The 15015-nt window shown below is 43.1% G+C and carries 14 protein-coding genes; 9 read left to right on the top strand and 5 right to left on the bottom strand.

Annotated elements, in window-relative coordinates; translation table 11 throughout:
* Window positions 1–17: 17 nt before the first annotated feature.
* A complete protein-coding gene (locus SD449_RS14525; protein ID WP_318311572.1) occupies window positions 18–1028 on the bottom strand; it encodes a glutamine synthetase beta-grasp domain-containing protein in 1011 nt (336 codons plus the stop codon).
* A gap of 211 nt (window positions 1029–1239) precedes the next feature.
* Between SD449_RS14525 and SD449_RS14520 the strand changes: the two genes are divergently transcribed.
* The 9 genes from SD449_RS14520 (at window position 1240) to pyrF (ending at window position 10173) form a co-directional block, all read left to right on the top strand.
* A complete protein-coding gene (locus SD449_RS14520) occupies window positions 1240–3426 on the top strand; it encodes a glutamine synthetase III family protein (protein ID WP_318311571.1) in 2187 nt (728 codons plus the stop codon).
* A 77-nt stretch (window positions 3427–3503) separates the two neighbouring features.
* Window positions 3504–4682, top strand: coding sequence for an AIR synthase related protein (locus tag SD449_RS14515; RefSeq protein ID WP_318311569.1), 1179 nt, complete (start codon window positions 3504–3506; stop codon window positions 4680–4682).
* Between the two features lie 47 nt (window positions 4683–4729).
* Window positions 4730–5170 carry a QcrA and Rieske domain-containing protein gene (locus tag SD449_RS14510; RefSeq protein WP_318311567.1) on the top strand — a complete coding sequence of 147 codons (441 nt, stop codon included), beginning with the start codon at window positions 4730–4732 and terminating at the stop codon, window positions 5168–5170.
* Between the two features lie 19 nt (window positions 5171–5189).
* Complete coding sequence (locus SD449_RS14505; RefSeq protein WP_318311566.1) at window positions 5190–5627, top strand: thioredoxin family protein; 438 nt, start codon at window positions 5190–5192, stop codon at window positions 5625–5627.
* Window positions 5624–6619 (top strand): FAD:protein FMN transferase, encoded by a 996-nt coding sequence (locus SD449_RS14500; protein ID WP_318311564.1) that lies wholly within the window; start codon window positions 5624–5626, stop codon window positions 6617–6619. The genes SD449_RS14505 and SD449_RS14500 overlap by 4 nt, the downstream gene beginning before the upstream one ends.
* 12 nt (window positions 6620–6631) lie before the next feature.
* Window positions 6632–6841: a DUF4266 domain-containing protein gene (locus SD449_RS14495; protein WP_318311563.1), complete on the top strand. Its 210-nt coding sequence runs from the start codon at window positions 6632–6634 to the stop codon at window positions 6839–6841.
* 27 nt (window positions 6842–6868) lie between these two features.
* Entirely contained in the window at window positions 6869–8164 is a 1296-nt protein-coding gene (locus SD449_RS14490) for a DUF3570 domain-containing protein (protein WP_318311561.1), read from the top strand.
* A gap of 68 nt (window positions 8165–8232) precedes the next feature.
* Window positions 8233–9309: a peptide chain release factor 1 gene (gene prfA, locus SD449_RS14485; RefSeq protein ID WP_318311560.1), complete on the top strand. Its 1077-nt coding sequence runs from the start codon at window positions 8233–8235 to the stop codon at window positions 9307–9309.
* Window positions 9310–9351: 42 nt separating this feature from the next.
* Window positions 9352–10173, top strand: coding sequence for an orotidine-5'-phosphate decarboxylase (pyrF, locus tag SD449_RS14480; RefSeq protein ID WP_318311558.1), 822 nt, complete (start codon window positions 9352–9354; stop codon window positions 10171–10173).
* A 16-nt stretch (window positions 10174–10189) separates the two neighbouring features.
* On the opposite strand, the gene SD449_RS14475 is transcribed toward pyrF, so the two are convergent.
* From SD449_RS14475 to purU, 4 genes are all read right to left on the bottom strand, one after another.
* Complete coding sequence (locus SD449_RS14475; RefSeq protein ID WP_318311557.1) at window positions 10190–10381, bottom strand: hypothetical protein; 192 nt, start codon at window positions 10379–10381, stop codon at window positions 10190–10192.
* A 529-nt stretch (window positions 10382–10910) separates the two neighbouring features.
* Complete coding sequence (locus SD449_RS14470; protein WP_207032549.1) at window positions 10911–11612, bottom strand: DUF4197 domain-containing protein; 702 nt, start codon at window positions 11610–11612, stop codon at window positions 10911–10913.
* A 119-nt stretch (window positions 11613–11731) separates the two neighbouring features.
* Window positions 11732–14020 (bottom strand): glycoside hydrolase family 65 protein, encoded by a 2289-nt coding sequence (locus tag SD449_RS14465; RefSeq protein ID WP_318311554.1) that lies wholly within the window; start codon window positions 14018–14020, stop codon window positions 11732–11734.
* Window positions 14021–14082: 62 nt separating this feature from the next.
* Window positions 14083–14931 (bottom strand): formyltetrahydrofolate deformylase, encoded by an 849-nt coding sequence (gene purU / locus SD449_RS14460; protein ID WP_318311553.1) that lies wholly within the window; start codon window positions 14929–14931, stop codon window positions 14083–14085.
* Window positions 14932–15015 lie beyond the last annotated feature (84 nt).

Below are 15015 nucleotides of genomic sequence, written 5' to 3'. Positions count from 1 at the left end.
CTAATTTATATACGCATTTATACTTTCGCGGATTTCACCGTTTTAATGATTCTAGCAGCAACCTTGTATGGATCCGCATTGGAAGCAGGTCTTCTATCTTCCAACCAACCTTTCCAGCCTCTTTCAACTGTCAAAATTGGAATCCTGATGGAAGCCCCTCTATCGGAAACACCATAGCTAAAATCTTTGATGGAAGCAGTTTCGTGCTTACCGGTCAAACGTTGGTCATTGTACTCACCGTAAACGGCGATGTGTTCTGCTGTAACCGGACGGAAAGCTTCGCAGATTTTCTCATAAACCTCCTTGGAACCAGCGGTACGCAAAGTACTGTTGGAGAAGTTGGCGTGCATTCCAGAACCATTCCAGTCACCTTTGATAGGTTTTGGGTGGTACTCGATGTAGTAACCATAGCTCTCGGTCAATCTTTGTAGCAAATAACGGGCTACCCAGATTTCATCACCGGCCTTTTGTGCGCCCTTTGCGAACAATTGGAATTCCCACTGACCGGCAGCAACTTCTTGGTTGATACCCTCAAACTGGAGTCCTGCGTCCAAACAAAGGTCGGCATGCTCCTCAACAAGATCTCTTCCCCAAGTGTTTCTTCCGCCAACGGAGCAGTAGTAAAGCCCTTGTGGCCCTGGGTAACCACCAACAGGGAAACCTAAAGGTAGCTGGGTAGCGGTATCCATAATGAAATATTCCTGCTCAAATCCAAACCAGAAGTCATCATCCGCATCGTCAATGGTGGCTCTGGAGTTACTTTCGTGTGGAGTTCCATCAGGGTTCAAAACTTCCGTCATTACCAAATACCCATTTCTTCTTGCGGGATCGGGATAAATGGCAACAGGCTTCAATAGGCAGTCAGAGGAACCGCCCTCGGCTTGTTTTGTAGATGAACCGTCAAAAGACCACATGGGGCAGTCTTCCAATTTGCCACTAAAATCTTCTTCTATTCTAGTTTTGCTTCTAATGTTGGCTGTAGGCTCGTAGCCATCCAACCATAGATACTCTAATTTAGATTTGCTCATAATTCTGGTAGTTAATCGTTCTCAATTTTATGATTAACAAAAATAGTTTTTTCATTTAATTATCAATGTTTTATGGGGGTAAAATCACAAACTTGTCTTTATTATTTATATTACCCCTGTTTTAGGAAGGGTTGAATGAAAAAAAAGTAATTTTTGCACTATTTATTATTAAATTGTTAATCGTAGATTTGAAAATTAAATATTTCTGAAAATGCCAAAAACAAGATTCCAAGCCTTGGTCGAAAGCCGCAATAGGGAACATGCCACTATTCTGGAAACCGGTAAAAGGTCTGAACTGTTCGGAAAGAATGTTTTCAATGAGGAAAAGATGCTTCAGTTTCTCACTTCCGAAGCGTATGACAAGGTAAAATCAGCCATTTTTCAAGGGGCCAAGATCGATCGTAAAATTGCGGACCAAGTCGCAGAAGGCATGAAGGCATGGGCACTTTCCATGGGAGCAACGCATTACACGCACTGGTTTCAGCCACTCACGGGTGCAACGGCGGAAAAGCACGACGCTTTTTTTGACCTTCTTCCCAATGGCAGGGCCATGGAGAAGTTTGGTGGCGGGCAATTGGTGCAACAGGAACCCGATGCATCAAGTTTTCCCAGTGGCGGTATCCGAAACACCTTTGAGGCACGCGGATATACCGCATGGGACCCTACATCCCCGGCCTTTATTTATAAAACCACACTCTGTATACCTACCATATTTGTGGCCTACACAGGGGAAGCCCTGGACAATAAGGCACCTTTGCTACGCGCCTTGCAGGCCGTGGACCAAGCAGCAACCGGAGTAGCACAGTATTTTGATAAAAATGTGAGAAAAGTGCATGCCACCCTTGGTTGGGAGCAGGAGTACTTTTTAATAGATAAATCCCTTGTTAATTCCCGTTTGGACCTTTCGGTGACGGGCAGGACCTTGGTGGGAAGTTTTTCGGCCAAGGGACAACAGTTGGACGACCACTATTTTGGGGTCATACCACCACGGGTTTTAGGGTTTATGAGCGAACTTGAAAAAGAGTGTACCAAATTGGGGATTCCCGTTAAGACCCGTCATAATGAAGTAGCGCCCAACCAGTTTGAGTTGGCACCCGTTTTTGAGGAAGCCAATCTGTCCGTAGATCATAACTTATTGCTTATGGACGTAATGGAAGAGATTGCAGATAAATATAATTTCTCCGTTCTGTTCCACGAAAAGCCTTTTGCCGGCATCAATGGTTCCGGAAAGCATAATAATTGGTCCTTGGCAACGGATACCGGTGTAAACCTATTGAGTCCCGGTACCACCCCGATGAAAAACCTTCAGTTCCTGACATTTTTTGTGAACACCATTAAGGCCGTGGACACATACGAAGAGCTGTTGAGAGCTTCCATTGCCTCTGCGAGCAACGATCACCGGTTGGGAGCCAATGAGGCACCGCCACCGATCATCTCCATATTTATAGGTCAACAATTGAGCGATGTGCTGGACGAACTGGAAGGCGTTTCCAAGGGAAAATTATCCCCTCAGGAGAAAACAGAGCTCAAGCTCAATGTAGTTGGTAAAATTCCAGAAATATTATTGGACAATACCGATAGGAACCGAACATCGCCATTTGCCTTCACCGGGAACAAGTTTGAGATGCGAGGGGTAGGGGCCAAGATGAACTGTGCCAAACCCATGACCATGCTCAATACGATTGTGGCCAAGCAGTTGACCGACTTCAAAAAAGAGGTGGATACCTTGATCGATAAGAAGAATCTGAAGAAGGACGAAGCTGTCTTCAATGTGCTTCGGGAATACATCAAAACCTCCAAGCGCATTCGGTTTGAAGGGGATGGATATGGTATAGAATGGCAAGAAGAAGCAAGAAGACGAAAACTGAGCTTCAATAAAAACACCCCGGAAGCACTCCAGGTCATTACATCAAAGGAAAGCTACGAACTTTTCAAACAAATGGATGTGATGAACGAAACGGAGCTCAAGGCCCACAAGGAAGTGGAACTGGGAGCGTATATCTTCCATATCCAGATAGAAGGCCGTGTTTTGGGGGAAATGGTGTACAACCATATTATTCCCGCCGCGGTCAAGTATCAGAACCTGTTGCTGGAGAATATCAGTGGGTTAAAGGAAGTGTATGGGGCCGCCCATAAAAAAGTGGCGGAGGGCCAATTGAACATTTTGGAGCAAATTGGGGAGCATATCGTAGCCATTAAAATGCTTACCGATGAAATGGCAGATGCACGCAAACGCGCCAATGGAATGTCCGTTGTGGATAAAAAAGCTCAGGCCTATTGCAATAATGTCCGACCCTATTTTGATAAGATCCGGGAACACTCCGATAAATTGGAGAAACTCATTGCGGACGAATTTTGGCCGTTTACCAAATATCGCGAAATGTTGTTCTCCAAATAGAACATGTCCTAAAGGAAAAGACGGAAAGCATATCAATAAATTGATGGCTTTCCGTTATTTTTGCCCAAACCATTCTTATGTCATCCGATACCAGTAAAAGATACGCTCAACGAGGTGTTTCGGCTTCCAAAGAAGATGTGCACAATGCCATCAAGAACATTGATAAAGGGCTCTTCCCAAAAGCGTTCTGCAAAATTGTACCCGACTATTTGACCGGTAGCAAAGAGCATTGTTTGGTAATGCACGCCGATGGTGCCGGGACCAAATCTTCTTTGGCCTATATGTACTGGAAGGAAACCGGGGATATCTCGGTATGGAAAGGTATTGCCCAAGATGCACTTATTATGAACGTGGATGACTTGATTTGCGTGGGCGCCACCGATAATATTATGCTGTCCTCCACTATTGGGCGGAACAAAAACTTGATTCCAGGTGAAGTAATTTCGGCCATCATCAATGGGACCGAGGAATTGATTTCCGATTTGGACAAACATGGCATCACCATCCGTTCCACGGGAGGTGAAACTGCAGATGTTGGCGATTTGGTGCGTACTATAATAGTTGATTCCACCGTAACGGCCAGAATGGAACGAAAAAAAGTCATTGATAACGCCAATATCAAGGCTGGAGATGTAATTGTTGGGTTGGCCTCCTTCGGAAAGGCGAGCTACGAAACCGAATATAACGGCGGAATGGGCAGTAATGGTCTTACCTCGGCCCGCCATGATGTGTTTTCCAAATATCTGGCCAACAAATACCCGGAAAGCTTTGATGCATCCGTACCAGACGAATTGGTGTATTCAGGTAATACAAAATTAACGGATAAAGTGCCCGGCTCACCACTGGATGCCGGGAAACTGGTGCTGTCACCAACAAGGACCTACGCACCCATCATCAAAAAAATATTGGAAAAATATACCTCGAAGGACATACACGGTATGGTACATTGCAGTGGAGGGGCACAGACCAAGATTCTTCACTTTGTCGAAAATCTTCACATTCTCAAGGACAATCTGTTTCCAGTCCCACCTTTGTTCCAACTGATCCAAGAGCAATCTGGAACGGATTGGAAGGAAATGTACCAGGTCTTTAACTGTGGCCACCGAATGGAACTGTATGTGAATGAGAAGATTGCGGAAGAAATCATTGCCGTTTCCAATGGTTTTGATGTAGAAGCACAGATCATTGGTCGAGTAGAGTCATCAGGAACCAAAAAAATGACCATCCAGAGCCAGTACGGCAAGTTTGAATACTAGCATACTATTTGTAGGTAAATAGCGTTATAAATTATAAACCTTACGCTATGGAAAGAAAAGAGTTTTTAAGGACTTTGGGAGCTGGTGCAGCATTTGCTCTTACATTTCCTTGCCTGCAAGGCTGTTCCAAAGATGAGGTGGACGGAGATATTGTTGAAGAACCTACGGGGGTCGATTTTACGGTTGACCTAACTTCCCAAGAAGCCCAGGCACTAGTGCCCAATGGAGGTTACATTTTAAAAAATTTGGTGGTCGTAGCCAAAAACCTGCAAGGAGAATACGTTGCCGCCAGTCAGGTTTGCAGCCATCAGTCGTATGACCAAGTTCGATTTGTAGATCAGAACGGAGGCATTTTTTATTGTGATGTGCACGGGTCCCGGTTTGATCAAGATGGAACCCCGTTGAACAAGGTGGACAATGCTCCTGCAAAAGCGCTAAAGGTGTACAATACCGAGCTCAACGGCTCGATTTTGCGGGTTTTTGAATAATTTTTTTGTCCCAAATCTTATGAAAAAGTTGATCTACATAATAATTCTAGCCTGCACTGGAATGCTTCAGGCCCAAGAGTGGCAGGATAATTTTGACGATGCCCTATCAAAGGCGTCCAAGGAGGACAAACCCATTATTTTGGTCTTTTCCGGTTCCGATTGGTGCGCTCCCTGCATCCGGTTGAAAAGAAACATATTTGATAGTAATGAATTTGCTTCCTATGCATCGGAACACTATGTAATGTACGATGCCGATTTTCCCAGAAAGAAACAGAACCAATTACCGCCCGAAAAATTAAACCAAAACAAGGCATTGGCCGAAAAATATAACCCAAAGGGTTATTTTCCGTTGGTCGTGGTAATGGATAAGAACCAAAACGTTTTGGGTACAACAGGTTTTGTGGCCCGGACCAGTCCAGCAAAATATATCAAGACGTTAAACAATTTCCTAAAATGAGAACCTTCGTTGCCTTGGTATGTTGCTTTTGTTTTCTGCTGTCCTCTGGACAGTCCAGAACAACGGATGTTATGGTAAAAAGGACACTGAAGCTAATGGGTACACGGTTCGAGATTACCGTGGTGGCACCAAACGAGGAAATTGGATATATTAATATTGATGAGGCCGTTTCGGAAATTGAGCGCATTGAAAGAATCATTTCTTCTTGGAAAGAGGATTCCGAAACCTCTTTGATCAATAAAAATGCAGGAATCAAACCTGTAAAAGTAAGCAGGGAACTTATGGACCTGATAGAACGGTCCATCAAGATTTCAGAAATAACTGACGGGGCTTTTGATATTACCTATGCTTCCATGGACGAAATTTGGAAGTTTGATGGCAGTATGGACAAAATCCCTACCAAGGAAGAAATCAAGGCTTCCGTCTCCAAGGTAGGTTATCAAAAAATTCGCTTGGATTCGGAAAACCAAACCGTGTTCCTTCCCGAAAAAGGAATGTGCATAGGTTTTGGGGCCATAGGCAAGGGGTATGCCGCCGACAGGGCCAAGGACCTGTTGGTATCCAAGGACGTTAAAGGAGGAATAATCAATGCCTCGGGCGATCTTACGACCTGGGGAACAAAGGTGACCGGTGAAAAGTGGTTGGTGGGCATTGCCAATCCGCTGAGCAAGGACAAGGTGTTCAGTTGGTTGCCCATTGTGGAGTCCTCCGTAGCCACTTCCGGCAATTACGAGAAATATATCATGCTCAATGGGGAAAAATATTCACACATTATTGACCCGAGAACGGGATACCCTACGAAAGGCATCAACAGTGTTTCCATTTTTGCCAAACAAGCGGAGTTGTGCGATGCTTTGGCCACCGCAGTTTTTACCATGGGCCGCGATGTAGGTTTGCATATGATCAATCAAATCGATGGCGTTGAGGCCGTGGTGGTGGATTCGGAAAACAAAATCCATAGAAGTACCGGGATAATGTTCGATTCTAATTAGTACTTTTAGTTCATGGGAAAACCTCTTTTATTTTTGTTCATTCTTGTTTTTTCAAGTTCCTGTGTTGCCGTTCGCGAATATGATAAGGTTTATTTGAATGATGAGGAGATGCAACTGAGCGCAAGACCTTGTGAACGTTTCGAGACCAATTTTCATATTTACAGGGAAGCCTCTTCTGGAGCCAATGGTGGCAAAACGGGGGGTGGCTGCGGATGTAATTAGATGCTAGCTTAATCAACCTAAAACCTCATGACGCAGTTGTCCAGATCAGTAAAATCCGTTTTCGTAATCCTTTTCTTTTTGATAACATTCATCGGCTGGTCGCAACAAGCGGACACTTCGTACAAGAGAAGGGTTTTGGAGACAAGTGAAATCGACTTATTGTTCAGTTATTATAATCAGGATGGGCAAAATGCAGCAGTAACTGGTGGGGAAGGTACCGAAGAGTTAACGGATGCCACTTCGAGCATAGTTCTTAGAATGCCCATGAACGAAGACGATATTTTAACGGTGGATGTTGGTCTGTCCGCCTATACCTCTGCCTCTTCCAGTAACGTGAATCCTTTGGACGGTGGACTCAATGTTACTCCGTTTGACGCTTCTTCGGGAGAATCACGAAAGGATATGTTGGTCTATATCAACCCATCATACCAACATAGTTCAGATGACCGAAACACCATTTGGAGTGCCAACGCCTATTTTTCATCGGAATACGATTATTCTTCGATAGGGTTTGGTGGCAGCTTCACTAAATTGTTCAACGAAAAAAATACAGAACTTACCCTGAGCGGTCGCGTGTTTTTGGATAAATGGAATTCACAGTATCCCATAGAACTACGCGAAGGTTTTTTTGATGATCGTATCTCGGGGAACGGGACTTACAGCCCTATTTTTACGGAATTTGATGATGAGAACAGGAACTCCTATTCACTTTCCCTGAGCTTTTCCCAGATTTTGAGCCAAAAATTGCAGGGAGCGATTTTTATGGATGTGGTTTCCCAGAACGGATTGTTGAGCACGCCCTTCCAGCGGGTCTACTTTTCGGATTTCGAGGATTTTTATATCGATGAGTTCCAATTGGCGGACAATGTGGAGCAATTGCCAGATAGTCGTTTTAAACTACCTGTTGGTGGTCGTTTGAATTATTATTTGAACGATTTGGTCATCCTGCGTTCCTATTACCGATTTTATTGGGATGATTGGGGCATCAGTTCGCACACGGCCAGTCTGGAAGCTCCATTTAAACTTACGGATAAGTTTACTTTGTTTCCCACATATCGCTACTATACCCAAACAGCGGCGGATTACTTTTACCCGAAAGAACAGGCGCTGTCCACCAATGATTTCTACACCTCCGACTACGACCTTTCCCAATACAATGCCCACCAGTATGGGATAGGGGTACAGTACAAGGATATTTTTGCCAGTGCACGAGTACTAGACTTTGGATTAAAGACCATTAACCTAAGATTTAGCCAGTACGACAGGAGCGATGGCCTCAATGCGTTCATTGTTACCTTGGGGACTACTTTTGTTGGAAACTGACCTCATTTAGTTGCAAAATTATCCAACTAAAAAATCGTAAATTCGCATTCCACTAGGAGGATTGATTTATGCTAGACAAACTCAATATTGTAAAACAACGTTTTGATGAGGTATCGGACCTGATCATACAGCCTGATATTATTGCGGACCAAAAAAGGTACGTTAAGCTGAACAAAGAGTATAAAGATTTAAAGTTGCTCAGCGACAAGCGCGATGAATACATAACCCTTACCAACAATATTCAGGAAGCCGAAGAGATCATTGCCGATGGCAGCGATCCAGAAATGGTGGAAATGGCCAAAATGCAGTTGGATGAGGCGAAAAGTGCCATGCCAAAATTGGAAGAGGAAATCAAATTCCTTTTGATTCCAAAAGACCCGGAAGATGCTAAGAACGTAGTAATGGAAATCCGTGCGGGTACCGGTGGTGACGAAGCCAGTATTTTTGCCGGAGACCTGTTCCGTATGTATACCAAATACTGCGAATCCAAAGGTTGGAAGACGAATGTGATCGATTTGAGCGAAGGAACCAGTGGAGGATACAAGGAAATCCATTTTGAAGTAAATGGCGAGGACGTATACGGAACGCTTAAGTTCGAGGCAGGGGTGCACCGTGTACAACGTGTGCCACAGACCGAGACCCAAGGTAGGGTGCACACCAGTGCCGCTACCGTAATGGTAATCCCTGAAGCTGAGGAGTTCGATGTTCAAATTGACCCCAAAGATGTTCGTATCGATTACTTCTGTTCCTCTGGACCTGGAGGTCAGTCAGTGAACACCACATATTCTGCGGTACGCTTAACGCACGAACCCACGGGTATCGTAGCGCAGTGTCAGGATGAGAAGTCACAACACAAGAACAAGGACAAGGCGTTCAAGGTACTTCGTGCCCGATTGTACGATATGGAATTGGCCAAAAAACAGGCTGAAGATGCTGCTAAACGTAACTCTCAGGTAAGCAGTGGTGACCGTTCGGCAAAAATACGTACCTACAATTATCCGCAGGGAAGGGTGACCGATCACCGAATTGGGTTGACGCTTTACGATTTGCAGAACATCATCAATGGGGATGTGCAAAAAATCATCGATGAGTTGATGTTGGTGGAAAATACCGAGAAACTCAAAGAAGCTTCAGAAATATTTTAATCTTTTGAAACCAAGTTCCAGCCCGGTCGAGAAACCATCAAAATGAAGATAGAAGATTTAATTGCCCAGATACGTCAAAAAAAATCGTTCCTATGCGTTGGTCTCGACACTGATTTGGATAAAATCCCTGATCACCTTCTAAAAGAAGAAGACCCCATTTTTGCATTCAATAAGGCTATTATAGACGCTACACATCCTTTTTGTGTGGCCTATAAGCCAAATATCGCCTTTTATGAAGCCTATGGCCTGCAAGGATGGAAGTCTTTGGAGCGGACCATGGAGTATCTAAATGCGAATCACCCAGAAATATTCACCATAGCAGATGCCAAACGCGGGGATATTGGAAATACATCTACCCGATATGCAAAGGCTTTTTTTGAGACCATGGATTTTGATTCCATTACCATCGCACCCTACATGGGCAAAGATTCGGTGGAGCCTTTTCTGGAATTTAAAGACAGGCATACTATTTTATTGGCATTGACTTCTAATCAAGGTGCTTTTGATTTTCAGACCAAAAATGTGGATGGGCAGGAATTGTACAAAGAAGTATTGTCGGTTTCCAAAACGTACAAAGGTTCACAAAGATTAATGTATGTGGTCGGTGCTACAAAGGCCTCTTATTTGGAGGATATTCGAAAGATTGTACCGGAGAGCTTTTTATTGGTGCCCGGTGTGGGGGCACAAGGAGGTAGTTTGCAAGAAGTATGCAAGTATGGAATCACCAAAAATGTAGGCTTATTGGTGAATTCGTCGAGAGGTATTATTTATGCATCCACAGGCAATGACTTTGCCGAAGTAGCTGCGAAAAAGGCATACGACATCCAGCAAGAAATGCAAATTGAACTGAGTAAAATCAAATAGGCCATATCAATGCCGATTATAGGCTTTCTAAAATCTTTTTGATACTCTGGGCCTTTCTTTTGAAAAACTCGTCCAATTGATTCTCTTTTGCGGCAACACTTGCTGCTTTTTCCATAAAGTCGTTGTGCATAATTTCCAAAACCGATGCAGCTTGACTAACGCTGGTTATTGGCGTAACGGCCCCAACTTTACAATATTGATTATTCATAGCTCTCAAGATTTGTTATAACAAAGATACGTTCAAAACGGTCTGGCAGACTACGCCGAATTAGGGTATACGTCTATAAATCAGGTTTTTTATCTAAAATTTAACGTAGGCCACTAAATTTGGCGATTTCGCTAACAATAGTTTTGGGTATTGTTAACGTATCCTTATTGTAGTCGCAATTTGGTTCAAACTTTGCGACTATTATGATTTTATCCGTTTTAAGCTTAACTCAAAAGCAAGACTGAAATAGTTACCGATGGATTTTGTTTTAGTTGTTCGAAATTGAAATTAAAGTTTGGGATTTTCTGTGTCAAAGGAATATTTTGGAAAGAAAAAAACCGGTGAGGAACACCGGTTTTTAAACTAACTAACTCAAAAAAATGCTAACTCAGATAACTTGTACAAAATTGAAGTTAAACCTTGAGGCCAAGGTTAATTTAACTTTAGGATTTTGTTATAATTATACTTAATTGTTGAGTTTATAACGTGTTTGTTTTTAGGTTATTGCGTTTTTATCAAAAAATTATGATTAATCCTGAAGAGCGAATACCTTTTTTAACAATTCTGTTGTTCTTGACGAAACTTTTGTCCTAATTTCCTTTTCTTCTACGGCTATCATGGTATAAACACCTTCCAGGGCTTCGTTGGTGGTATAGTCGGTCAAGTCCGGGTTTACATCATTGGTCAAGGGCAAGCTGTTGTATTTGGTGATGATGTTGCTCCAAATTTTGTCCGCACCTACTTTTTGAAAAGAATTTTTGATGATCGGATTGAATTTGTTGTACAACTGCGTCTTCGTGGCACGCTGCAAATATTGAGTGGCTGCGTTGTCGTTCCCCAAAAGTATTTGTCTGGCATCGTTAAAAGTAATTCCCTTTACCGCATCCACAAAAATGGGGGTAGCCTCCCCAACGGCGTCTTCCGCAGCCCGATTGATAATCCTGAGTCCCTCGTCCGCCAGACTGGATAAACCGATATCCCGCAAAGTTTTGTCCACCTTCTGAAGCTCTTCGGGCAGTAGGATTTTGACAAGTTCGTTCCTGTAGAATCCATTTTCGCTGGTCAGCTTGTTTACTTGTTTTTCTATGCCCATGTTCAGGGCCTCGCGCAGTCCTTGGGCTATTTGATCATTTCCGATTCCTGTACCCTGGGGCAATTGGTTGACCACTTGTTGCAGTTCAGCACAGCCCACCAGTTGGAAAACCAAAACGCATAGCAATAATCTTTTCATGGTTAAATTTTTAAGTTCATATGAAAATAGCTCGAATCAACTTAAAACTGATTGATTTTATCAATTTTTAGCTGAAATCACCTCGATCCAAAAATTATTTCGTTCTTTTCTTTGATGGATTAAGCGGATAATGTGAGTGGTTTTTCGTTGACGACGATTTCTAGGGGTTCGCCACCGTCAATCTCAAAATCAGCACCATTTTGGCTCACCGTGACTTTTATAACTCTTTCCCTAAAATTGATTTTGAAGGAATACATTTCCCATTGCTCGGGGATTTTAGGTGCAAAGCAAAGCTTGCCGTCTCTAATCCTCATACCGCCAAAACCTTCTACAATGCTCATCCAAGTTCCCGCCATGGAGGTAATGTGCAATCCTTCTTCCACTTCCTTGTTGTAGTCGTCCAAGTCCAATCTCGATGTGCGCAAATAGAAGGTGTAAGCCTGTTCCATTCGATTCAGTTTTGCAGCTTGAACGGAGTGTACGCAAGGTGACAGGGAAGATTCATGAACGGTAAACGGCTCATAAAAGTCAAAATGCTTTTCTAGTTCCTCTGTGGTAAAATGGTCCTCGAAGAAATAAAAACCTTGAAGTGTGTCCGCTTGTTTGATGTATGGTGAACGCAGGATTCTATCCCAGCTCCAATGCTGATTGATGGGGCGTTCTTTTTTGTCCAAGTCGGCCACCCTGACCAAATCTTTGTCCAAGAACCCATCCTGTTGTAGGTAAACGCCATGTTCTTCGGACAGGGGGAGGTACATATGAGCCGCCACTTTTTTCCAAAGTCCGGTTTCATCGTTGGTCAATTGCGTTTTTTCCAGTATCCGCTTATAATCGGTAGTATATTGTTGCCGCACAAGCTCCAATTGCTCCAGTGCATATTCCAAGCACCACTTGGCCAAATAGTTGGTGTACCAGTTGTTGTTTACGTTGTTTTCATACTCGTTGGGTCCTGTTACGCCAAGCATTACATATTTATTTCGGTTTTCGGACCAGTTGACGCGCTGTTGCCAAAAACGTGCTATACCGATCAGAACCTCCAATCCCATTTCTGGAATATAGCTGTAATCTTCAGTATATCGGGTGTAGTTAAAAATGGCGTAGGCAATTGCACCGTTTCTATGGATTTCCTCAAAAGTGATTTCCCACTCGTTATGGCACTCTTCACCATTCATGGTGACCATCGGATAAAGTGCGGCACCGTTTTTAAAACCAAGCTTTTCGGCATTTTCAATAGCTTTTTCCAAATGATTGTACCGGTATTTGAGTAATTTCCGAGCTACTTCTTGATTTTTTGTGGCCATATAAAATGGAAGACAGTAAGCTTCGGTATCCCAATACGTGCTGCCGCCATATTTTTCGCCCGTAAAGCCTTTGGGGCCAATATTCAATCGGGAATCCGTTCCCGTGTAGGTCTGATTCAATTGAAAAATATTGAAGCGGATGCCTTGTTGCGCTTTTATGTCACCTTCAATCGTAATGTCGCTCATGTCCCAAATCTGGGCCCAAGCCTTTTTCTGTTCTTCCAAAAGTCCATCAAACCCGAGTGAGGAAACTTCGTTGAGTACAGTATCGGCTGCCTCCATCAATTTATCGGCTTTGTGGTTGCGGTCCACCGTATACCCGCCGAATTTGATCAAACTTACTTTTTCTCCTTTTTTTACACTTTGAGCAAATTCAAAACCAATAGAAAGCTCTTCTTTGTTCTCGGAATCAGGAGTGGTTTTTAAGGTGTCGCCATAAACCAAATGCGCCTGCATAAAAGTACACACGTTAAAATGCGTCTTCATGGTGTGCGATTTGATGAAAGCTCTGTTTTTATTGGATTCAATATGGGTGGTGTTCCAAAACTTATCGTCCCAGTTGCTGTCTTCATTGGTAATGCTCGCATCGATATAGGGCTTAAAAACAATCGAAGCATCAGAATTGAGCGGAGTAATCTCAAACTTGATGGCTCCTACTTCGTCATGCGATAAACTCAAAAAACGAGTCGCAACCAACTCAATTTCTATATTATTTGGTGTGGTGGCCACGAAACTTCTCTGGTACCAACCCTCTTTCATGTTCAGCTCTCGCTTAAAATTTTTTACGTTGGAGCAGGTGGCCAAATCCAATGGAATTCCTTCTATTTCAACATCGATCCCGATCCAATTGGGAGCGTTCAAAACCTTGGCAAAGTATTCAGGATATCCATTTTTCCACCATCCCACCCGGGTTTTGTCGGGATAGTACACTCCTCCGATATAGCTGCCTTGAAAAGTGGCCCCAGAGTAATGTTCTTCAAAATTGGCGCGTTGCCCCATGGCACCATTGCCTATACTGAAAAGGCTTTCGGAAGATTTTATCCGATCTTTATCGAAACCTTCCTCAATAATACTCCATGGATTCGGTTGTATATAATCTTGATGCATTTTAGGCTATTGATTGAATTGTTTGTTTATTACTCGTTGATTATAAGATACTTAATCTTTGATTATGAAAAAATCACGGTCTTGTTATTATAGACCATCGTTTTACGCGCTACGTGAAGTTGAACCGCCCGCGAAAATACAATACGCTCCAAATCCCTCCCCTTGGCTATAAAATCCTTAACCGAATGGGTATGCGAAACGGTAGTAACATCTTGTTCAATGATAGGCCCTGCATCCAAGTCTTCTGTTACGTAGTGGCTGGTGGCACCAATGATTTTCACGCCTCTTTCAAAAGCAGCATGGTAGGGTTTAGCACCTGCAAAGGCAGGTAAGAACGAATGGTGGATATTGATAATTTTCTGTGGGAATACATCTATCACCTTTGGTGATACGATCTGCATATACCTCGCCAAAACAATAAAATCCACCCCATATTGCTCCAAAAGTTCCAACTGTTTGTCCTCGGCCTCGTCCTTGGTCGCTTTGGTCACGGGAATATGAAAATAAGGGATGTTGAACTGCTCCGCAACATATTTCAAATCCGTGTGATTGCTCAATATAAATGGTATGTCTACCAATAGTTCCCCAGAATTGTAACGGCTCAGCAAATCGTAGAGGCAGTGATTGTATTTGGAAACGAAAATGGCCATTTTGGGTTTGTAATCGTCGGTGTATGCATCCCATTCCATGTTGAACTCATTGGCCAACTCTTTTTCAAAATCCGTTTTGAAGGAGGATAGGTCAATCTCCTGTTCAAACTCGCTTTTAAGGCGCATAAAAAACACACCGGCCTGTTTGTCCACGTGTTGGTCCAGATATACCACGTTTCCCTTTTGCTGGTGGACAAAAGTGGTAACGGAACGAATGATTCCTGATTGGTCAGGGCAGTTGATAAGAATGGTCAGTTTCATGGGACACATTTGAGCGGATAAAATTATGGTATTCAAAAAAGGAAGCCCAAACTTATATTATTTTTTATACAATCTTAATCAAAA

The organism is Flagellimonas crocea, from assembly GCF_033441595.1.
In the GTDB taxonomy this organism is placed as follows: domain Bacteria; phylum Bacteroidota; class Bacteroidia; order Flavobacteriales; family Flavobacteriaceae; genus Flagellimonas; species Flagellimonas crocea.
This window is presented reverse-complemented; position numbering and strand designations above follow the sequence as displayed.